17 protein-coding genes and 1 tRNA gene are annotated in these 21917 nt (G+C 41.6%); 5 read left to right on the top strand and 13 right to left on the bottom strand.

Annotation, left to right across the window (positions count from 1 at the left end; translation table 11 throughout):
- Positions 1-27: 27 nt before the first annotated feature.
- The 4 genes from infB to AB1401_13000 all read right to left on the bottom strand — a co-directional run bounded on the left by infB (position 28) and on the right by AB1401_13000 (position 4614).
- Positions 28-2511, bottom strand: a complete 2484-nt coding sequence (infB, locus tag AB1401_13015; GenBank protein MEW6616368.1) for a translation initiation factor IF-2 — start codon at positions 2509-2511, stop codon at positions 28-30.
- Positions 2512-2537: 26 nt separating this feature from the next.
- Positions 2538-3848, bottom strand: coding sequence for a transcription termination factor NusA (gene nusA, locus AB1401_13010; protein MEW6616367.1), 1311 nt, complete (start codon positions 3846-3848; stop codon positions 2538-2540).
- A gap of 38 nt (positions 3849-3886) precedes the next feature.
- Entirely contained in the window at positions 3887-4375 is a 489-nt protein-coding gene (gene rimP / locus AB1401_13005; protein MEW6616366.1) for a ribosome maturation factor RimP, read from the bottom strand.
- A 163-nt stretch (positions 4376-4538) separates the two neighbouring features.
- Positions 4539-4614 (bottom strand) — tRNA-Gly (locus AB1401_13000).
- Between the two features lie 377 nt (positions 4615-4991).
- Between AB1401_13000 and ilvD the strand changes: the two genes are divergently transcribed.
- On the top strand, positions 4992-6662 hold the full coding sequence (gene ilvD, locus AB1401_12995) for a dihydroxy-acid dehydratase (protein ID MEW6616365.1): 1671 nt from the start codon (positions 4992-4994) through the stop codon (positions 6660-6662).
- 1 nt (position 6663) lies between these two features.
- Here the strand turns inward: ilvD and AB1401_12990 are convergent, their stop codons facing one another.
- The 3 genes from AB1401_12990 to AB1401_12980 all read right to left on the bottom strand — a co-directional run bounded on the left by AB1401_12990 (position 6664) and on the right by AB1401_12980 (position 9029).
- Complete coding sequence (locus AB1401_12990; protein MEW6616364.1) at positions 6664-7350, bottom strand: phosphate ABC transporter ATP-binding protein; 687 nt, start codon at positions 7348-7350, stop codon at positions 6664-6666.
- Between the two features lie 107 nt (positions 7351-7457).
- Entirely contained in the window at positions 7458-8150 is a 693-nt protein-coding gene (locus AB1401_12985; GenBank protein MEW6616363.1) for an ABC transporter permease, read from the bottom strand.
- Positions 8151-8201: 51 nt separating this feature from the next.
- Positions 8202-9029, bottom strand: coding sequence for a substrate-binding domain-containing protein (locus AB1401_12980; protein ID MEW6616362.1), 828 nt, complete (start codon positions 9027-9029; stop codon positions 8202-8204).
- 313 nt (positions 9030-9342) lie between these two features.
- Between AB1401_12980 and AB1401_12975 the strand changes: the two genes are divergently transcribed.
- Complete coding sequence (locus tag AB1401_12975; protein MEW6616361.1) at positions 9343-9888, top strand: hypothetical protein; 546 nt, start codon at positions 9343-9345, stop codon at positions 9886-9888.
- A 187-nt stretch (positions 9889-10075) separates the two neighbouring features.
- On the opposite strand, the gene AB1401_12970 is transcribed toward AB1401_12975, so the two are convergent.
- Positions 10076-11497, bottom strand: a complete 1422-nt coding sequence (locus AB1401_12970) for a hypothetical protein (GenBank protein MEW6616360.1) — start codon at positions 11495-11497, stop codon at positions 10076-10078.
- Positions 11498-11943: 446 nt separating this feature from the next.
- Here AB1401_12970 and hpt point away from each other — a divergent pair, with 446 nt between their 5' ends.
- The 3 genes from hpt to AB1401_12955 are packed head-to-tail and all read left to right on the top strand — an operon-like array spanning position 11944 to position 14259.
- Entirely contained in the window at positions 11944-12468 is a 525-nt protein-coding gene (gene hpt / locus AB1401_12965) for a hypoxanthine phosphoribosyltransferase (GenBank protein ID MEW6616359.1), read from the top strand.
- Positions 12469-12515: 47 nt separating this feature from the next.
- Positions 12516-13268, top strand: coding sequence for a DUF3426 domain-containing protein (locus AB1401_12960; GenBank protein ID MEW6616358.1), 753 nt, complete (start codon positions 12516-12518; stop codon positions 13266-13268).
- Positions 13255-14259 (top strand): potassium channel protein, encoded by a 1005-nt coding sequence (locus AB1401_12955; protein ID MEW6616357.1) that lies wholly within the window; start codon positions 13255-13257, stop codon positions 14257-14259. Before AB1401_12960 ends, AB1401_12955 begins: the two co-directional genes overlap by 14 nt.
- A gap of 57 nt (positions 14260-14316) precedes the next feature.
- Here the strand turns inward: AB1401_12955 and AB1401_12950 are convergent, their stop codons facing one another.
- The 5 genes from AB1401_12950 to fdhF form a co-directional block, all read right to left on the bottom strand.
- The gene (locus AB1401_12950; protein MEW6616356.1) at positions 14317-16371 is read right to left on the bottom strand and encodes a heterodisulfide reductase-related iron-sulfur binding cluster; all 2055 of its coding nucleotides are present in this window, start codon (positions 16369-16371) and stop codon (positions 14317-14319) included.
- An 81-nt stretch (positions 16372-16452) separates the two neighbouring features.
- On the bottom strand, positions 16453-17448 hold the full coding sequence (locus tag AB1401_12945) for an electron transfer flavoprotein subunit alpha/FixB family protein (GenBank protein MEW6616355.1): 996 nt from the start codon (positions 17446-17448) through the stop codon (positions 16453-16455).
- Between the two features lie 16 nt (positions 17449-17464).
- Complete coding sequence (locus tag AB1401_12940; protein MEW6616354.1) at positions 17465-18259, bottom strand: electron transfer flavoprotein subunit beta/FixA family protein; 795 nt, start codon at positions 18257-18259, stop codon at positions 17465-17467.
- A 143-nt stretch (positions 18260-18402) separates the two neighbouring features.
- Positions 18403-19017, bottom strand: a complete 615-nt coding sequence (locus tag AB1401_12935; GenBank protein MEW6616353.1) for a TetR/AcrR family transcriptional regulator — start codon at positions 19015-19017, stop codon at positions 18403-18405.
- A 203-nt stretch (positions 19018-19220) separates the two neighbouring features.
- Positions 19221-21893: a formate dehydrogenase subunit alpha gene (gene fdhF, locus AB1401_12930; GenBank protein MEW6616352.1), complete on the bottom strand. Its 2673-nt coding sequence runs from the start codon at positions 21891-21893 to the stop codon at positions 19221-19223.
- Between the last annotated feature and the right edge of the window lie 24 nt (positions 21894-21917).

Here is a 21917-nt window from a genome sequence, read left to right as displayed (position 1 = left end):
AAATAGATGGTAACCAGCGAATCCAAATTACAGGGTTGCTAAAACCTTTTCATAAGTATAGGATTCAATAATATCGTCTACCTTCAAATCATTAAAATTTTCTATTCCTATACCGCATTCATAGCCAGATTCAACCTCTTTTACATCGTCCTTAAATCTCTTTAATGAATATATCTTTCCATCGTGAATTACTACATTATCCCTTAATAAACGAGCATGTTCACCCTTTACAATCTTTCCATTCAGAACAAAACTACCAGCTATAGTGCCAGTCCTGGATATATTAAATGTGCTTCTTACCTCTGCCCTTCCTAACGTCTTCTCCTCAAGGGTTGGCTCTAATAAGCCCTCCATGGCTTTTTTCATGTCGGATATTACATCATATATAATAGTATAAAACCTGATACTCACTTTTTCCTGTTCAGCAATCTGCTGAACCTTTGTATCCGATTTAACGTTAAAACCAATGATTATTGCATTTGAAGCAGAGGCTAACATTACATCAGATTCTACTATACCGCCAACGGAGGCATGAATAACATGTAACTTTATAGAATCAGTACTCAGTTCATTTAATGCCTTTAGAAGAGCCTCTATCGAACCCTGTACATCTGCCTTGACAATTATATTCAGTTCTTTTACATACCCCTCTTGAATCTTATCATAAAGGTTCTCTAACGCAATTTTGCTCGTCTTTACAAGTTCAGACTCCCTTTTCTTTTGCTGTCTGAACAATGCAACTTGCCTTGTTTTCTTTTCGTCATCAACTACAATGAAGCTATCTCCTGCCTCGGGCACTCCAGAAAGTCCGATAATTTCTATGGGCATAGCCGGACCCACCTGTGTTACCTTTTCTCCATTTTCATTAATCAGTGCTCTTATCTTCCCAAATTTTACTCCAACTACAAAGGGATCACTGACCTTTAAGGTACCTTCTTTGATAAGTACAGTAGCTACCGGCCCCCTACCTTTATCCAGTTTCGCCTCAACAACAACTCCCTTGGCTGCCTTGTTAGGATTGGCTTTTAATTCTAACAGTTCAGCTTGTAACAGGATAAGCTCCAGGATATCATTTATACCCTGTTTTTTCTTGGCAGAAACCTCCACGAAGACGGTATCTCCCCCCAGCTCTTCTGGGACAAGTCCATATTCCATGAGGCTTCTCTTCACTTTCTCAATGTCTGCATTGGGTTTGTCAATTTTATTAATGGCCACCATCAATGTTACACCTGCAGCCTTTGCATGGTTTATAGCCTCAACTGTCTGAGACATAACACCATCATCCGCCGCCACTACCAGAACTACAATATCGGTAACTTGCGCCCCTCTGGCCCTCATAGCTGTAAAGGCTTCGTGGCCCGGGGTATCTAAAAATACTATGTCACCTTTTGGAAGACTTACGTGATATGCTCCTATATGCTGTGTAATACCGCCTGCTTCTTTCCCTATGACATTAGTCTCACGTATAGCGTCTAAAAGAGAGGTTTTCCCATGATCTACGTGCCCCATTACAGTAACCACAGGTGGCCTATGTACTAATTCCTCAGGGGCATCTTCATCTTTTCCCAAAATATCTTCCTCTATTGGTATACTCTCAACGGCGTAAGAAAAATCACTGGCAATTAAGGACGCGGTATCAATATCCAAAGGTTGATTAATCGTTGCAACAACTCCCAGGTCCAATAACTTTTTTATCACATTACCTACTTTAATTCCCATCTTCTTAGCCAGTTCATTAACTGTAATAGTCTCTAATATCTTTATCTTTCTCTTAATTGCCTTTGGAATAGTAATCTCTGTCTTCTTCTTTATCCTTTTAGGTGGTCCTTTCTTTACAGCTGGACCCCTAGAAGGTCCAAGAATATCTTCCTTTTCATATAAATCTCTCGTTGTATGGTCTTCCTTCTTCTTATAAATTACCTTCCTTCTGGATGGCCTTAGCTTTATTGAGTCTTCGGTATCTTTTCTTGTAACTTTTTTGCCAGGTTTTAACTTCTCCTGATCTTCATCCTCTTCTATTTCAGCAAGTCTTTTTAAATGCTTCTTTTCCTTAGGATGCTTTGTCACAATGCTAACAGATTCAGGTACCACTTTCTCTGGTTCAACCGCTTTTTGTTCAATAGGTTTTTCCCTTTTTTCGACAATTTCTTCTGGTGCACTCGAAGGAGTGGCTATCTCTTTTTCTACTAAGGGTTTTTCTTCCTCTTCTTTCTGTATATGCAGTACAGGTTCTTCAACCTCCGGTAATTCAGCTTTCAAAGGCTCGGCATCCGCCGTTTCAATATCTGGTTCTATCTTCTTCATCCTTCTCCGAATAACCGTAGGCCTTACCCTCTTTTCAACAAGTTCCTGAGCTTTAGCTCTAGTAAGACGATTTTTAATCACTTCAACTTTTTCTTCCTCGATAGAACTCATGTGGCTCTTAGCCTCTATACCTAGCTTTTCGAGTTCATCAATGAATTCATTGTTTGTCATCCCCAATTCTTGAGCCAACTCATACACTCTAACCATTCTATCCCCCCAAAAGGAATATAATTTTATTTCGCCTTATTTTCCTCTCCGCTTGCTACCGATATATCCTTTGTCGAGTTCTCACCGCTTTTTTCTAAGTCCTTTTGTTTCAAGTATTCTTCAACGGTTTTTTTAAGCCTATCAGCTTTTTTCTCGCCTATGCCCTCTACCCTGGTAAGTTCCTCAATACTTGCACTAAAAATGTCATATGCTGAAAAAAACCCCTTATTAAACAAAGCACCTGCTGTAGAATAGCCTATCCCGGGAATATCGACAAGTGCCTTATGTATATCTTCTGAAATTCCAGCAACTTTTGATTCACTCTTGATGTCTATCTTCCAACCTGTAAGTCTGGCAGCCAAGCGTACATTTTGTCCTTTCTTCCCAATAGCCAAAGATAACTGATCATCAGCAACAATGACCTCCATTGTCCTCCCTACATCATCAATTACCACTTCAGAAATCTCTGCAGGAGACAAAGCATTACATACAAATTTAGCTGGATCATCACTCCATGGAACTATATCTATCTTCTCTCCATACAATTCTTGTACAACACTTCGTACTCGAGAACCCTTCATACCTACGCAAGCACCGACTGGATCAACATCCAAATCCTCCGAGTAAACCGCTATTTTAGCTCTGCTACCCGGCTCCCTCACAGCACCTTTAATCTTCACAATTTCCTCAGAAATCTCTGGAACTTCAACCTCAAATAGCCTTATAAGCAATCCTGGGTGGGTCCTCGAAAGGATGATCTGTGGACCCTTGGAAGACTTGAGAATGTCCAGGATATAGGCTTTAATTCTGTTCCCCTGGGTATAGGTCTCTTTTGAGACCTGCTCATGGGGGGGAAGAACAGCCTCTGCTCTTCCCAAGTTAACAATTATGTTGTTCCTGTCAATACGATGGATAATACCATTAACCAGTTCCCCCTTACGATCCTTGTAGTCGTTATAAACATTCTCTCTCTCGGCATCCCTAACCTTTTGGATTATAACCTGCTTGGCAGTTTGAGCTGATATCCTGCCAAATGTACCTACATCCATTTTTATACCAAGGCTATCACCAACCTCAACTCCAGGATCCAGTTCAACAGCTTCTTCAAAAGATATTTCTACACGTAGGTCTTTAACCTCATTCACCACAGTCTTAAATTCAAATAGTTCAACTTCGCCTAGTTCTTCATTAAAATTGGCTTCAATGTCTTGATAGGGACCAAATTTCTTTTTGGCGGCTGTCAACATAGCAGATTCCAAAGCTTCTATAAGTATTTCTCTGTTAATTCCCTTGCTTTTTCCAACTTCATCAATCAAACGGGTCAGATCCGAAATCACTTTTTAATCTCCCTTATTTTGGGGCATTTAAGTATAGATTAAAACTTATATACCAAATTGGCACCCGATATTTTATTGAAAGGCAAACTGATAATCTCATCTCCAACCTTAATTTTTACCACCCCATCTTTATAATCCAAAAGTCTACCTTTAAAATTCTTCCATCTACCTATTGGATCGTCTAATTTAAACCTAACCAGTCTGTCTTTATGTTTTATAAAATCCTCTTCCCTTTTCAATGGTCTGCCGAGCCCAGGAGAAGAAACCTCCAACACATAGGAATGCGGAATCAGCTCGTCTATATCCATCATGTGACTTACCTGTCCACTAATATTAGAACAATCATCTATTGTTACTCCTTCCTCTTTATCGATATAAAGCCTTAAGACCCACCCTCTTCTTTCTCTCCTGTACTCTATGTGCACAAGTTCCATACCCTCAGCTATAACAATTGGCTCTATTATCTCTCTTACAGATTCCAGAATATCAGCAGACATTATCAGTTCATCGGGGGGGGTTGGAGTCAAATAAAACCCCTTCTAAATAAAAAAGTGGGCTTTAAGCCCACTTTTAGTGAACTTCAATAAATGATGTTCAAAATATAACACGAAATTCCATAAGTTGCAAGAAAAAAATATTGGGTTTAAGAAATGAAACCATATCTTATTCGGTTTCCTCTTTGATTAAAAGTGGAGCGGGCAACGGGGTTCGAACCCGCGACACCAAGCTTGGGAAGCTTGTACTCTACCTGCTGAGCTATGCCCGCTCACTATATCAATGTTTTAATTCTAGATATGCTGTAATTTTATTGAATATTTAGAATTTGTCAACAATTTTTTAACAATATCAGTAGCCTGTAGCCAGTACAACAAGCATCTTTCATCTTTTTCCCGGTTGGTTAAAAATGGTCTTTTATCATTTCAGGTAGTAAGTCCACCCTTGATGGAAGGCTTTTTTGCACATACAATAGCGGGCTTAAGCCCGCTGTTGTGCCCTCTGTTGTGTCCGCTGTTGGAAAAAACGCACTCAAGATGAGAAAGAACCTTAAAAGATGTTGACAACCAACAGTATAGTTCGTTAGTATATTCAGGTAGGCACAGAGGAGCGAAGGCACAAAGAAAAAAAATAAAACAGGAGGAAGCAATGCGAAGCGACTTAATGAAGAAAGGATTAGAAAAAGCTCCCCATCGTTCTCTTTTTAAGGCTATGGGTTACACTGATGAGGAAATCACACATCCTATTATTGGAGTCGCAAATTCTCAAAGCGAGATCATACCTGGACATATACATCTCAGAGATATTGCCGAATCGGTGAAAGCAGGTATCAGATCGGCTGGAGGAACCCCGGTGGAGTTCTCTACTATCGGTGTATGCGATGGTATAGCCATGAACCATCAGGGCATGAAATACTCCCTTGCCAGCAGGGAACTTATTGCAGACTCTATAGAGATCATGGCATGTGCCCATCCCTTTGACGCATTGGTTATGATACCCAACTGTGATAAAATTGTACCGGGGATGTTAATGGCTGCATTGAGGCTCAATATTCCAGCTATAGTAATCAGTGGTGGTCCAATGCTTACAGGAAAGAAACAGGGACAATATATTGATCTCATCACACTCTTCGAGGGGGTTGGAGCGGTTAAATCAGGCAAAATGAGTGAAAATGAGCTAAAGGAACTGGAGGATATGGCATGCCCAGGTTGCGGTTCATGTGCAGGAATGTTTACTGCCAACTCCATGAACTGTTTAACAGAAGCCTTAGGATTGGGACTTCCAGGAAATGGTACTATTCCGGCAGTTTATGCAGCGAGGCGGAGACTTGCAAAGCTTGCCGGCAAAAAGATAATGGAACTCCTTGAAAAAAACATAAGACCCAGGGACATAGCTAATATATCAGCCTTCAGGAATGCTATTGCGGTAGATATGGCTTTGGGTTGCTCTACCAATACTGTTTTGCATGTCCCTGCCCTAGCCCATGAAGCCAAGCTGAACTTAGACTTAGAGATATTCAATGAGACGAGCAAAAAAACCCCGCATCTGTGCAGTCTGAGTCCTGCAGGTCCTCACCGTATGCAGGATCTGAATGAGGCAGGTGGTGTAGCAGCCGTTATGGCAGAACTCACGAAACTGGGCTTGATAGATCAGTATATTATGACCGTTACCTGCAAAAACCTGAGAGAAAACCTGAACGGTGTGGAAATAATAGATAAAAATGTTATAAGACCTATAGACAACCCATATCATAAAGAGGGAGGTATCGCCATTCTGAGAGGTAACCTGGCACCTGATGGGGCAGTAGTGAAACAGTCCGCTGTTGCGCCAGAAATGTTGAAAAGCCAGGGGAAAGCCAGGGTGTTCGACTCAGAAGAAGAAGCTGTAGAATCCATCTTGGCTAAGAAAATAAAGCCTGGCGATGTGGTGGTGATAAGATACGAAGGGCCCAAGGGAGGACCAGGAATGAGGGAGATGCTTACACCCACATCTGCTATAGCAGGTATGGGGTTGGATAAAGATGTAGCCCTTATAACAGACGGTAGATTTAGCGGAGGGACAAGGGGGGCTGCTATTGGGCATATATCCCCTGAGGCTGCAGAAGGTGGTCTTTTGGCATTTGTAGAGAACGGAGATAGGATAGAAATAGACATACCAAAGAAACGGCTCACCCTGAAAGTAAGTGATGGAGAGATTGAAAAACGGAAAAGAGGCTGGAAACCACCAGAGCCTAAAATAAAAGAAGGCTATCTTTATAGATATTCGAAACTGGTAACATCAGCCAGTACAGGGGCAGTCTTTAAAGATAAAATAGATTAGTTTATTTTGCAGAAAGGTCAGGAGTCAGAATTTCCTTGATTTTCCCTTCAGAGAGAACAACAATCTCAGATGCCAGTCGGCATGCCTGATTTAAATCATGGGTAGTAAATATAATAGTGGTTTTATACCTGCGGTTCAACTCCTTAACAATGTTTTCCAATACATCTATATGGATTTTATCCACGTTTGCAGTTGGTTCATCAAGGAACAAAACCTTTGGCGTTACAGCGATTCCTCTGGCAATTGCAACCCTCTGGGCTTCTCCTCCGGAAAGCTCCTGTGCTCTTCTTTTTTCGAAACCTGTTAGTCCCACCAAATCCAGGCATTCTTCAACCTTTTGTTTTTGCTCTCTTTTACTCAAACCACGGATCCTCAAACCGTAGGCAACGTTTTTTTCCACAGTCGAATTGAGGAGGAAAGGATTCTGAAGAACCATAGCCATCTGTCGTCTTAATATATAATCATCATTATCCCGGCTATCAATCTCCAATCCATCAAAATAGATTCTTCCTGAGGTAGGCTTTACGAGAAGGGATAAGATGGAAAGGAGGGTGGTCTTTCCTGACCCATTGGGTCCCATCACTCCGTGGACCGTTCCCTTTTTGATTATCAAGTAGGGTATGTCTAATACCTTCTTTCCATTATAGAATTTTGTCAAACCTTTAACTGTAAACTGATATTTATTCATTACCCTCTAGACCTTTACACAATCTGTAAAGAGCTTTGAAGAAGTCCCCTGAGAAAAAATCTACCTATTGCGGATCAAAAACTGTAAGTCGTGAATCTTCAAATCTCTCACTCTCTCCTTACCTGCAACCAGTGAAAGAAGATATTAACCAAAAAGGCTACGGCAAGGAGGATAAATCCCAGTGCCAAACTAAATGCAAACTCACCCTTTGTCGTTTCTAAGGCAATTGCAGTAGTCAATATTCGGGTGTAGCCCCTTATGTTTCCACCAACCATCAAAGCACAGCCTACCTCTGTAATTACCCTGCCAAACCCGGCAATCACTGCAGAGATCAAGGCGAACCTTGCCTCGGAAAGTACTGTTATTGCAGTCTGTAAGGTATTTGCCCCCATTGAAAGGGCTGTAAGCCTCACCCTGGGGTCTATGCCCTGGGTGGCAGAGATGTTAAGGGCAACTATAATAGGTGTTGCCAGGACAAACTGACCTATTACCATAGCCCAGGGGGTAAAAAGAAGTCCTAAATGTCCCAATGGCCCCTGCCTTGAAATAAAGGAATAGAGCAATAGCCCCACTACCACAGTAGGGAATGCCATTAGAGTATTGAACAGGGTAATTAATGGCCTCTTCCCCCAAAAATCCCCTGTACCAATAATAAAGCCTATGGGTATCCCCACTAAAGAGGCAAAAACAGTAGCCGTAGCAGAAACCCTTAAGGAGAGTAAGGTTATGCCAAATACTTCTCTGTCCAAGGAAAGTATCAACCACAAGGCATTCAAAATGGCATCTGATATATAGTCCATAACCCATACCCACTAGTTTCAACTCTTCAACTATTTAACTCTTCAACCCATCTAAGGGTTAGGCACAGCTACTGGAATGAACAGGGGCTGTCCAAACCTATCTTTTCCAAATTCTTTGATGATCTTTTGCCCTTGTTTGGACGTTACCCAACCAATTAATGCCATAGCCTTTACGTAGTCTATATGAGGATGCCTTGCCGGGTTGACGGCAATGATCCCATATGGATTAAAAAGTACCGGATCACCTTCAAAGAGGACAGGGAGGTCTATTTTCTTTTTTCCTAAAAAGGCTAGATAGGTGCCCCGGTCGGCCAGGGTATACGCCCTTTTTTCATAAGCCATAGTCAATACCGTTCCCATTCCCTTTCCTGCCTCCAGGTACCAACTTCCCGAAGACTTCTTCCCGGTTGTTTTCCATATCTCCATCTCTTTTACATGTGTACCCGAATTATCCCCTCTGGATATAAAAGTGCCTCGTTTAAGGGCAATCTTTTTAAAGGCATCAGCAGCAGTTTTTGCTTTCCTGACCCCTGCAGGGTCGGACTCCGGTCCAATAATAACAAAGTCGTTGTACATTACATCCCTGCGGTTTACACCGTAACCCTCTCTTATAAATCTGTCTTCCAGATGCCGGGCATGAACCAGAGTAATATCAACATCCCCATTCTCTGCCAGCTTCAGTGCCTGTCCTGTCCCTACCGGAATGACATCCACCTTTACATTGAACATCTCTTCAAAAGGTGGAAGAAGGGCATGGAGCAGTCCAGAGTTCTCGGTGCTGGTGGTTGTAGAGAGCCTCAGCCTTTCTCCTGCGTGTGTCAGTGAGAAAGATACAACGACTACGAGAAAAATAAGAGTTAATAACGTCAGCTTCTTCATATTATACCTCCTTAAAAAAGACGATATCGCATTCGGGATTTAACGTGGATTATTGTATATTCTATATATAATCCCCCTTATGTCAAGACGTTATAGCTAAATACTCATGGCAAGACTTGACATTATTCAGATGAGGTTATATATTTTCAAAGGTACAGCTACAACTATACTTAAAGCAGCAACTTAAACCTTACAGATTAACCCCTGATGGCAGTTTGTTTGGAAAACTAAAAAAAGGGGGGGTTTTCATCATAAACTGAAGGTTCTTTGAAGCTTACTGAACATAGAAAACTAACACCATAAGGAGGTTAATATGGATATTTTTTTAAGGTTGAAAAAGTTTTGGATATCTGCAATAGGTATCGCCTTCTTGACCATTGGTTGTGCAACACTACAGGATCAAGAAGCCAGATATGGTTCCAACCCTCCTGTTATTAATGTTACTTTTGCGAAGGACAGGATTGTTTCTGGGGACACCTGGAAGATTTATGTTAACGCTTCAGATGTAGACGGTGATATGGCTAGATTCGTTTGCTCTGCACTTCAGGACGGCAGGCATCCGTATCCTTTTGACTTAATTGGGATTAAACCGGAGCAAAGTAAGAAACTTTCCGGTTACTTGTACTTAACCACCCATACCCCTCAGGATCTATGGGGTATTCATATTGAATTGTCTCTTTATATAATTGACAAGGCGGGACATAAGAGCAATGAGAAAACCTTTGAGTTAAGGTTTGCCTCAAAGGCATCCGATAAAGAGGTGGATCGTACCCTATTTGATGATAACCCTCTGGGCCCCATAATGATTAATATAACAAACCTTGCAGATATTGGGACACCCAATACCCCTGAACAGTAAATAGCACACATATAATAATAACAGCGGGCTTAAGCCCGCTGTTGAACCCTGCTGTTGAGTCCTGCTGTTCTATTGAGTCTCGCTGTTGAAAAAAACATACTCAAGATGAGAAAGAGCCAAAAAACAGAACCTCAGAGGGTAATCCCTCTGAGGTTCTGTGCAAGAAAGAATATTTTTATCTCTCAATTTAGAATACTAGTTTAATGTTCCAAGCCATTTTCCATGCATTATCAGCAGTCTTGGTCGAAGAATCGAAATACTTTCCAGCAAATAGGTAGTCACCTTCCACTGCCACTGTTAAATTAGGGGTCAGCTGGTAATGTGCCTCGAGATCAAACTCATGCCCCATATCCTTGTCTCTGTATGTAATAGTTGAAGGAAAACCTGCAGCGGTCTGGAGATACCAGTATTTGGCTATAAACTTCAGTTTGTCCACAGGGATAGTAGCACCAACCATGGTAAACCACCTGCCCAGAGAATAACCGCCGTCATAGGCACTATAACCGGACACCGGCAGGCATATCTGTGCATACTCCTCTACCCCAACACCATTACCCCAGTATAAGAGGTTTGGACCCGGCAGGAGCAGCCCTGTAGCCGGATATCTAGAATTCGCATTTGCATATGCAAAATTCTTCATCTTATCATCAGTTGAATCATTATCACCAGAAGCGTACACACTCATGAAATCAAGTATAAACGCACCCATGTTCATAGAAGCATCTGCCCTGAGGTAGTACCCGCTGTAATCATAGTCAGTCTGCCCGGCAGGTATAGCCTGATACGCCCGTTTCCCAAATGAATAGATCGCATCAATACCAAGCTTTACAGGCCCTGCATTGAAACCAGTCCACAACCCTGCCCAGTAAATGTCATCATTGTATAGCTGCTGTGATGTACTGGTTGCTGTACTGGCGGCAGAAACAAGCGTTTCCCTGTGGTCTCTGTTGTACACACCATAAACGCCAACCTCGAAAGCCTGGGTTTTCTGGCTGAACTCAAGACAATACATATCAGAGTCGCTGTCGCCGTTGCCTCTGAGCGTATTGTTACTCAGATTACCCTCTGATATCTTTGTCCACCATAGGGACAACTTGGACCCATCGGCAATCTTGTAGTCAAACTTGAGACCCGGAGAAGTTGACGCAGCACTAAGTATTGCCTGATTATGGGTCAGAAGGAACTGCTTACCGGCTACCACATTAAGGGGTGTACCAGGAACATTAAAATCAATGTATGCTATCCTTACCTCCATGTTGGTAGCAGGTGTATCCCATGTCATACCGCTATCGCCACCCTGGTTTATGATACTGCCAACACCACCACTGTTAGGGTCATAGCTCTTGCCCCATTCATCCCAGCCTATTTCGATGCCAAGTACGCCTTTTACGTTTTCCACAGCAGCAATCTGGGTCAGGCGGAATCTTTGCTCAACAAAGGCTGCACCGTCATCCGTATCGCTATTGCGATCACTGACATTGTTAGATGCTATACCCACAACCTGATAGTCACCCGAAAAGATAATATTTGCGGCAGCATAGGCTCCTTTTGGCATTGCAAAAAATGCTATCAATGCCACTGCCATGGTTAGCATTACAAACTTTTTCATTACTTATACCTCCTGTTTATAGTAACAAACATTTCCTTTTTAGATTTTTTTCTTTTACCTGTTTAATATCCACCCTTTTCTTCATCTTAAGCAAAAAAACCTAAAAACTCTTTTGCTTCACGATCTCTTTCACTCTTCTCTCTTGTCAAGCAGAATTGCCTCTATTCGTTCATCCCATCGCATCACCCGCCTTTCTTTACTGTAATTAATTTAATACACTTTCTCTTAGAAGCAGCAAACACCCTGTACCTCTAAACCCGTTTATTATCAATATAATCCGTCTCTTATTACTTTTTTAGATGCTAAAATAACACCTTTAATATAGCCTTGTCAAGAGTTTTTTAAAAAAAAATGGATTGTAATAAAAGCTGTTGACAGATAAACTCTGTTAGACTATAGAAAGAGAGAACTCATTCTTATTCTCCAGACAGCAAAGGGAACCCATAATGAAAGAGGAAAAACTTGTACTGCTTTACTCTAGAGAGGAGATTGTCCGAAAGGTAAAAGATATTGCCAACCAAATCTCGAAAGACTATGATGGCAAAGAAGTTATACTGATCTGTATTCTAAAGGGGGCTTTCGTCTTCCTCGCAGACCTTATTAGAAACCTCCGGATACCGTTGAAGATTGACTTTGTCAGGCTTGCCAGCTATGGATCACAAACTCGGTCATTAGGAGATATAAATATCACCAAGGATATCGAGTTGTCAATTGAAGGAAAGAATGTGCTTGTTGTGGAGGATATCGTCGATACTGGGTTAACCACCTCCTACCTTATTGAGAGGCTCAAGGCAAAAAACCCAAATTCTCTGAGATTATGCGTATTAATAGAGAAAAAAGAAAGACGAGAGGTAAATATTGAAGCCGATTATGTTGGCTTTATACTAGAAGAGGGTTTCATTGTTGGTTATGGATTAGATTTTGATGAAAGATATAGGTACTTGCCTGAGATTTACAGGATAGTTGATTAGTTGAGGAGTAAGAACCACTCTTCCAGCATAGGGGAGTTTAGGATATTATGATAGTTCAGTGTGAAAGATGTCAGACAAAATTTAAACTCGATGATGAAAGGGTACCAGAAGGAGGAGCTAAAGCAAGGTGTTCAAAATGTCAACATACATTTGCGATCGTAAAACCTACAACAACACCGGGTATTGGAACCACAGGGCAATTAAAAGGAGAAAATGAAGGGGTTAAATCGGGGAGATTTCCTTTAAAAAGCATGGTAGCTCTATTAGTCCTGTTTGTCGTAGTTGGTGGAGGAGTATTCCTCTATTGGGATAAATTGGTAGAAATAAACTGGAAGATATTCAGCATGTCCAACCTCAGAGATTATCTTGGTTCAAGGATATCCCCTGATGAAAATACTATCTTGCCCAAATTCCAAATCCGTGGATATTATATCGATAATATCAATGTAGGTAGGATCTTTGTAATAGAAGGTAAGGCTATAAATAACTCTTCGGAGGCAAAGGGTTTTATCAAGGTAAAAGGAGCACTCTTTGATAGCATGGGTAATAAGCTAGCTGAAAGAGAAGTATTCTGTGGTAACATCCTTTCTAAAGAAGAATTGATGAAACTGGAAGCGGATCAAATCGACTCCTGTCTGAACAATCCTGCGGGAGAGTTCTCAATAAACCAGAATGTTCCACCACAAAAATCTATTCCTTTTATGGTTGTCTTCTTTGACTTACCAGAGGGCCTGAAGGAATTTCGTGTTAGCGTGGTCAGAAATCAGGAGCTAGAGAGGCATCAATTTGGAATCAACTAGAAACTTAATTTTCGCTATTATATCCCTGATCATTATTCTCTTTATAGGTACGATCGGTTATACGTTGATACAAAAGTGGGATATCCTGGATTCCCTCTATATGACTATTATAACCATCACCACTGTAGGGTATGGGGAGGTTTCTAAACTGGGCGCGCCAGGTAAAATCTTTACTATTGTATTGATAATCGGCGGAGTCGGAATCGCCGCTTATATAGTTGGAAGTATTTCTAAAATGATGGTTGAAGGAGAGATAATAAGAATCTTAGGGAGGAGAAAATTGGAAAAGCAGATTCAGGCACTTAAGAATCATTACATTATATGCGGTTGTGGTCGAATCGGGAGTTTAATCTGCAAAGAGCTCGCCACATCTGCTAAACCATTACCATTTGTGGCCATCGACAATGATCCCAAAGTTATAGAGAAGATTGAAAGTGAAAACTATCTATATATACAGGGCAACTCTATAGACGAAGACATCTTAATTAAAGCCGGAATAAAGGATGCCAGAGGATTAGTAACTGTAGTTTCCTCTGATTCAGATAATGTATACATAACCCTAACCGCCAGAGAGTTAAACCCTAAAATCTTTATTTTGGCCAGAGCGTCATATGAAGGGGCAGAGAAAAAGCTTTTAAGAGCAGGAGCAGACAAGGTTATTTCGCCCTATGTTATTGGGGGAATACGCATGGCACATGCCATTCTACGACCTACTGTTGTAGACTTTATTGAATTGGCGACCCACAAGCAGAGCATGGAGCTTCAACTGGAAGAGATTACAGTACGGAAGGCTTCCAGGCTTATCGGTGTTTCTTTAAAAGATTGTGCAATAAGACAGGATATGGGGTTAATTATTGTGGCTATAAAGAAGGCTACCGGACAGATGGTCTTTAACCCTTCATCGGAATCTAAGATTGAGTTGGGTGATACCGTCGTTGCCCTTGGCGAAAAAAAGGATTTAATAGAATTGGAAAATATGATGGGGGCGTAATCAGGAATCAGAAGTCAGAGTCCAGAAGAAAATTATCTCCATTCTGACTCCTGGATTCTATCCCATTGCTTCTTCTACCAGTTCAGCTATATCCTTACTTTTTAAAGATTCTTGCACATCCCTTTCTTTAATGGCATCCTCAAACATGGTCAGACAATAGGGACACACGGTTGATACCACGTCTGGATTTACATCAAGGGCATCTTGCAGCCTCATCTCATTTATCCTTTTTCCCAAATGCTCTTCCATCCACATCCGACCACCGCCAGCACCACAACATATACTCTTTGCCTTGTTTCTTAGCATTTCAACCAATTTAACCCCCGGAATACTCTTTAATATCTTCCTTGGGGCATCATATATTGTATTGTATCTTCCCAGATAGCAAGAATCATGGTAAGAGATGGTTTTGTTTATCGGTTTAGTCAGTTTAAGTTTGCCCTTTGCAATCAGTTCTGTAATGAATTCTGTATAATGCAAAACCTCAAACTCCCCGTCGAATTGGGAATATTCGTTCTTTAAAGTGTTAAAGCAGTGGGGACATTGGGTTACAATCCTTTTTACGTTATAATTTTTTAAAATCTCTATTGTTTCTGCAGCAAGCATCTGGAAAAGATATTCATTTCCAATCCTTCTTGCAGAATCGCCACAGCATTTCTCTTCTGCACCCAATATACCAAAGTTTACCCCTGCTTTATTAAATATGTTGACAAGTGCAGTTGATATTTTCTTATTACGGTCATCAAAAGACCCTGCACAACCTACCCAGTAGAGTATGTCAACGTTGCTGTCCTCAGCCATAATTTTTACTCCAAGGTCCTTGGCCCAATCAGCTCTTGTTGCCCATCCTATGCCCCAGGGATTGCTGTTGTTCTCCATATTTCTAAAGACAACCTGAACCTCAGAAGGAAACTTACTCTCCATAAGTACCAGATAACGCCGCATATCTACTATCTTATCTACATGCTCATTGCATACAGGGCACTGTTCCATACATGAACCGCAAGTTACACAAGACCAAATCTTATCCTCGGATACCACATCCCCTATAAGGCTCTTACCCTCATAACCCTCTCCTGATGCTGCTTCTGTTTCTGCCTTTCCATCTCCTCCATTCTTACTTTTAAGCAAGTTAGAACCCTTTTCCAGAAGGTGTACTTTAAGGTCGTGGATCAAATGCCTTGGAGAAAGAGGTTTTTCAGAGAGGTGGGCCGGACAGTTAATTTCACACCTGCCACATTCGGCACAGGTGTATAGATCGAGTAGCTGCTTCCAGGTAAATTCCTCTATATTAGACACACCAAATGTCTCAGCCTCCTCCATGTTCAATATTGGTATGAGTGCCCCTCTCGGATCTAGCGATTTGAAGAAGATGTTAAAGGGAGCAAGTATAAGATGAAGATGTTTTGAATACGGGATAAGAACCAGGAACCCAAGGACAAGAAGGATGTGAACCCACCATGAGGCAATAAAGAGAGCTTCCTGGGTTGTTTTTTCAAAACCCACATTGTTAAAAAAACTGGCAAATGCTGCCCCAACAACCGCAATGGTCGCCGTTTCGTGAGAATCTATATTTATCTCAAAACCCTCCATGAGGAAATGAAAAACCATCAAAAAAAATATTATGCCCAATATAATCCCGGCTTCCCCAGTGATTTCTAACCTTGGAGGTCTTAATACATATCTTCTCAGTAATGCCCAGATGATTGCTGTCATAACCATTAATGCAGCTATGTCCAGAATCAATGGGAAATATTGGGCAAAAGAAGCCCCCAAGATATGAAAGGAAAGGCCGGGGATAAAGCCTCTGCCAAACATGAATATATAACTGAATGCAAAACACAGGAATCCATAGAATATCATTGCATGACCGAGACCAGCCAAATCCCCAGCCCTGACATCTTTTAGAACGCATATCTGTAAAAGGATCCTTTTTAGAGTGATATTTATTCTTTTGCCTATTTCTTTGAATCTGTTGTCTTCTTTTCCAAGGCGGAGAATAATATATAGATACCTGACCCTGTTTACAAAAAATACCAGGGCTGCTATTATCACAATAGCTAACAGAACAAAATTTGGGATACCCATGATTGTATAAGTGGCTACATTCATGTAAACCTCCTATCGGGTGTGGATTTGGGGCCAGACCCATAGTCCGCCAGAGGCGGATCGGGTCAAACCCCAAATACTCTTCTAACCTTCTGCCTTTAATTTCTTCATCTCTTCTGTAAGAACAGGCAACACTTTAAACAGGTCGTCAACTATGCCATAATCGGCTTTTTGGAATATAGGTGCCTCTGGATCTTTATTTATGGCAACTATATACTTAGATGTACTCATACCTGCCAGATGCTGAATGGCTCCAGAAATACCGCAGGCTATATAGAGGTTTGGGGAAACGACTTTGCCGGTTTGCCCTACCTGGTCTGATACATTTCTCCATCCGGCATCAACAGCAGCCCTGGAAGCCCCCACAGTTGCTCCCAGAACATCGGCTAATTCTTCTAACATTTTGAAGTTTTCCGGTCCTTTCATACCCCTGCCACCCGAAACGATAATCTCTGCTTCGGTAAGATCAGGTCTTTCACCGGCAGTCTTTATAAACTCCTGGATGGTGGTTCGGATATCGCCAGGATTAATATTTACATCTACCTTTATCAGCTCTCCCTTTTTCGATTCATCCGGTGGACTGACAGGCAAGGCATTTGGTCTTATAGATGCCATATTTGGCTTGTTATCGGAAAATGATACATCGGCGTATACCTTGCCAGCAAACATCGGTCTTATTGCGGTAAGCTTACCATTGTCATCCAGACCTATCCCTGTACAGTCTGTTGCCAGTCCAGCCTCGACACGGGCAGCAACCCGCGGAGAGAGATCTTTACCTAAAACCGTAGCACCATAAAGGACTATAGACGGTCCATTTGCCTTTATCAATTCAGCAATTACCTTACTATAGGCATCGGTTGTATACTCCTTTAATGCTTCATGTTCAGCCAGATATACCTTGTCAGCACCATAGTGACCGAGTTGTTCCGCCAGGGGACCTACATTTTGGCCCAGGAGTATAGCTGAAAGATCTCCTCCCAGTTTCTCTGCCATCTTCTTGCCTTCACTCAACATCTCGAATACGACCTTTTTTATCTTACCGTCTTTAACTTCTGTAAATACCCATACACTATTAGCCATTCTTACCCCTCCCTCCTCAAATCATCTTTGCTTCTTCTCTTAGAAGTTTAACCAGTTTGGGTACAGTTTCCTGTGGTCCTTCTCCTTCTATAATTTTGCCAGCGGCACGCGCAGGAGGAGGAGTATACTTTGTTATTATCGACTTTGAACCGGCACAACCCACACTGTCTGAACTCAACCCCAATGTTGCAAGGTTCTTTACATCAAGGGGCTTCTTTTTGGCTTTCATTATTCCGGGCAACGAGGCATATCTTGGTTCATTAAGACCCTTCTGTGTTGTTAAAACTGCCGGTAAAGACACCTTCAGTATCTCAATTCCCCCTTCCACCTGACGGTGTACCGTTGCGGATTTTTTATCAGCTGCAATCTCCAGTTTCTGGATTAATGAGACCTGGGGAAGATTTAATAACTCTGCCAGGGTTGCACCTACCTGTGATAAATCATCATCAATAGCCTGTTTCCCGCAAAAGACCAGATCGTATTCTATGCCCTTCAATGCCTCTGCTAATGCCTTGGCAGTTGCAAAAGCATCGCCTCCTTCGAAAGCAGGATCGTCAAGTTGCACGGCCTGGTCTGCTCCCATAGCCAGGCCTGTTCTTATCGTCTCTACAGCCCTTCCTCCCCCTATACACAGAATGGTAACTACCCCACCAAATTTCTCCTTAATCTGCAATGCCTCTTCTATACCATATTCATCATAGGGATTCATAACATACTTCAAATCATCTTTAATGATATCTGAACCATCTGGTTTAACCTTTATTACTGATTCGGTATCCGGAACTTGTTTTACACACACAACTACATTCACTTTAATCCCTCCTTTTCTATTTCGTATTTAAACACGGTTGGAAATTCCCTTTCTTGCTAAACTTCCACCCCCTCTCTATTTAATCGTAAGACGTAAGTCGTAACCAGACTCTATTTATTTATTTACGACTTCCGACTTACAATTCACGAGTTACGATTAGCGTCTTCAACCATCCCCTTGATAAAGATATCACTTATCAACTCAGCAGAATTAGATAAACTGACCTTCTTCCTGGGGGATAATACCCAAAACCTGGCTACTTCGTCCAATGCCCCCCAGAATGCCCTGCTCACAATGGTAGGGTCTAACTCCTTCTTAATTATCCCTTTCTTCTGTCCTTCCTTTATTATGGAAGAAACAATCTTTAAATATTCAATAAATTTCATATTCACATATTCTTTCATAAACTTACTGCTCTGCCTTAGCTCCACCTCCATGATGGCTGCTAGATCTGGATTTTCCTTTTTGGAATTCAATTGCACAACGGCAAACCTCTTCAACTTTTTTAAAAGGTCCTCCTCTTTATCGATCTCCTGTTTCATATTCTGTATAATTTTTTCCATCTCTTCTTCAAAGAGGGAAATAAGTATGTCATCCTTGTTCTTAAAATAGAGGTAGATCGTTCCATCTGCAACCCCTGCTTCCTGAGCAATTTCCGAAACCTTTGAACTATAAAAACCATTCTCTGCAAATACCTTAATGGCTGCCTGGAGAATTCTTTTATGTTTGTCCTCTGCCTTTGTTGGTAATTCGGTCATTTAATCTCTCGGATTTTAGATCCCGCTTATGGTAAAAAAGGATTCAAGTAGGGGCAGGGTTATCCCTGCCCCTACTTGGCAACCACAAGGGATTGCCCCTACCCCTTGACCAATTGAATCCTCATGAAATTATGAATGATTGTTCATTCAATTTAGCATACGGGCAATCTGCTGTCAAGAGTTTTTGTTGTTTTTGTTGTTTTTCAACTAACCTTCTCAACCCTAACAGCACATACCTTGTATTCCGGTATCTTCGCAATAGGATCAACAGCATTTATTGTCAATATATTTGCTGGCGACTCTTTGAAATGGAAGGGAACAAATATGACTCCCCTATCAGGGCGTTTACTAATTATTGTTTTTACCTTAATATCCCCACGACGGGATTTTACAGTAACAAAATCACCGGATTCGATACCCAAACCCACAGCATCTTCTGGATTTATTTCTGCCAGAAGTTCAGGATAAAGCATATTAAGCCCTTTTCCTCTACGGGTCATTGTACCTGTATGGTAGTGCTCTAATACCCTTCCTGTAGTAAGTAAAAACGGATATTCCCTATCTGGCAATTCTGCGGGTTTTTTGTAATCGATGGCAGAAAATAACCCTTTACCCCTTGCAAACTTTTCTAAATGCAGGATTGGCGTTCCAGGATGGTTTTCACCCGGACAGGGCCAGGAAATACCTTCTTTTTCAATTCGTTCATAAGTTATGCCTGCATAGCTGGGGGTTACTGTGCGTATCTCCTCCATAATCTCCCTCGGGTTATCATAATCCATGTGGTATCCCATCCTCTTAGATAATTCACATATTATCCAGTAGTCTTCTCTGGCATTTTCTCGTGGTTGAATTGCTCTCCTTACCCGTTGGACCCTTCTTTCAGAATTTGTAAATGTCCCATCCTTTTCGGCAAAAGATACACCTGGGAGAACCACGTCAGCATACTCTGCAGTTTCTGTTAAAAATATGTCCTGGACTACTAAAAATTCCAATGATTTTATGCAGTACGCTATGTGATTAACATCAGGATCGCTGAGCAGGGGGTTCTCACCCATAATGTAAATTGCCTTTACTTTTCCTTCCTCTGCAGCATTAAACATCTCAGTGACTGTAAGCCCGGCTATACTCTGTAAGCTATCTACCCCCCATGTCTTTTCAAATTTTTGTCTGACTTCATCATCGGTAACCGGTTGATACCCTGTGAAAACATTTGGCAAGGCACCGAGGTCACAAGCCCCCTGAACATTATTCTGACCCCGTAAGGGGTTAACACCTCCTCCTTCAATACCAATGTTACCACATAGCATCGCAAGGTTTGCCAGGGACTTTACATTATCAGTTCCTGTTATATGCTGGGTAATACCCATAGCATACATTATTGAGGTAGGTTTTGCCTTTCCATAGGTAAGAGCCGCATTAATCAGATCTGAGGATGGTATACCTGTTAGTTCTGAAACATACTCGGGGTTATATTTTTCAATACAAGCCCTGAGTTCCTCAAACCCTTCAGTTCTCTCTTTGATATATTCTGCATCATGCAAATTTTCCTTGATGATAACATGGAGTAACCCATTAATCCAGGCAACATCAGTACCAGGTTTTGGTCTAAGCCAGATACTTGCATAATCAACCAGATCAATCTTCCTGGGATCAACAACTATCAATTTAGCCCCTTTTTTTAAAACAGCTTCTTTAATGTAGTTTGCAAAGATTGGATGATTTTCTGTAGTGTTGCTTCCTGTTACCAATATGACCTCTGATTTAAAAACGTCAGCAATGGGATTTGTCATTGCCCCGCTACCAAATGCTGTGGCAAGACCTGCCACGGTAGAGGAGTGTCAAAGCCTAGCGCAGTGGTCTATGTTGTTTGTCCCTATAACTGCTCTCATGAACTTCTGCATCAGATAGTTCTCTTCATTTGTGCAGCGGGCAGAAGAAAGGCCTGCAATGGCATCAGCCCCATGAGAGGCTTTAATCCCTTTGAGTTTTTCAGCAATAAGACCGAGTGCCTCATCCCAGCTTGTCTCATGAAACTTTCCATCCTTTTTTATGAGGGGCTTGGTAAGTCGTTCTTCACTCTCTATAAATTCATACCCAAAACGCCCTTTTACGCATAAACTGCCTTTATTTACACCAATATCATCTTTTGTTGTTATACCCACTATCCTGTTATTAAACACATTGATCTCAAGCTGACACCCACATCCACAATAGGTACATGTAGTCATAACCCGATTTAGCATCCAGGGACGCCCTTTATATCCACTTAAATTTTCTGTCAAAGCACCTGTAGGGCATACCTTAATACATTCACCACAGGATTCGCACTTATCCGGGTTTACGGCGGTTATACTCGTGTTAAAACCTGAACCATCGATATCGATTGCTCCTAACCCTTTTATCTCCCTGCAGGCGGTAGCACAGCGCAGACACATTATACACCTGTCTGGCCAGTAATAAATAAGGGGAGTAGCATATTGAAGCTCTCTCTTTTCTCTTTCAGCTTGGTATACTGCACCTTCTACCTCAAACTGGTGTACCATATCCTGAAGGCTACATTCACCCCCTTTATCACAGACAGGACAGTCCAGGGGATGTTTCACCAAAAGCAATTTAAGGGTTTCCATTCTCATTTTTTGAAGCCGGGGAGAATTCGTTATCACTACAATCCCCTCTGTAACAGGAGTATTACAGGCTGTCATTGGATGGGGTAAACCCTCGATCTCCACCACACACATCCTGCATGAACCTATGGGATTCAATCTTTCATGATAACAAAGGGTAGGAATCTCGATTCCTGCAAACCTTGCAGCCTTTAGAATTGTAGTACCTTCTTCTACTGTAAGCTCTTTCCCGTCAATCGTTAAATTAACCATTCTTACTCCTCTTTCTATGTTTTT

The organism is Thermodesulfobacteriota bacterium (genome assembly GCA_040757775.1).
Taxonomy (GTDB): Bacteria; Desulfobacterota; UBA8473; order UBA8473; family UBA8473; genus UBA8473.
Note: the sequence above shows the minus strand (reverse complement) of the source record. Positions and strands in the feature narration are given on the sequence as shown.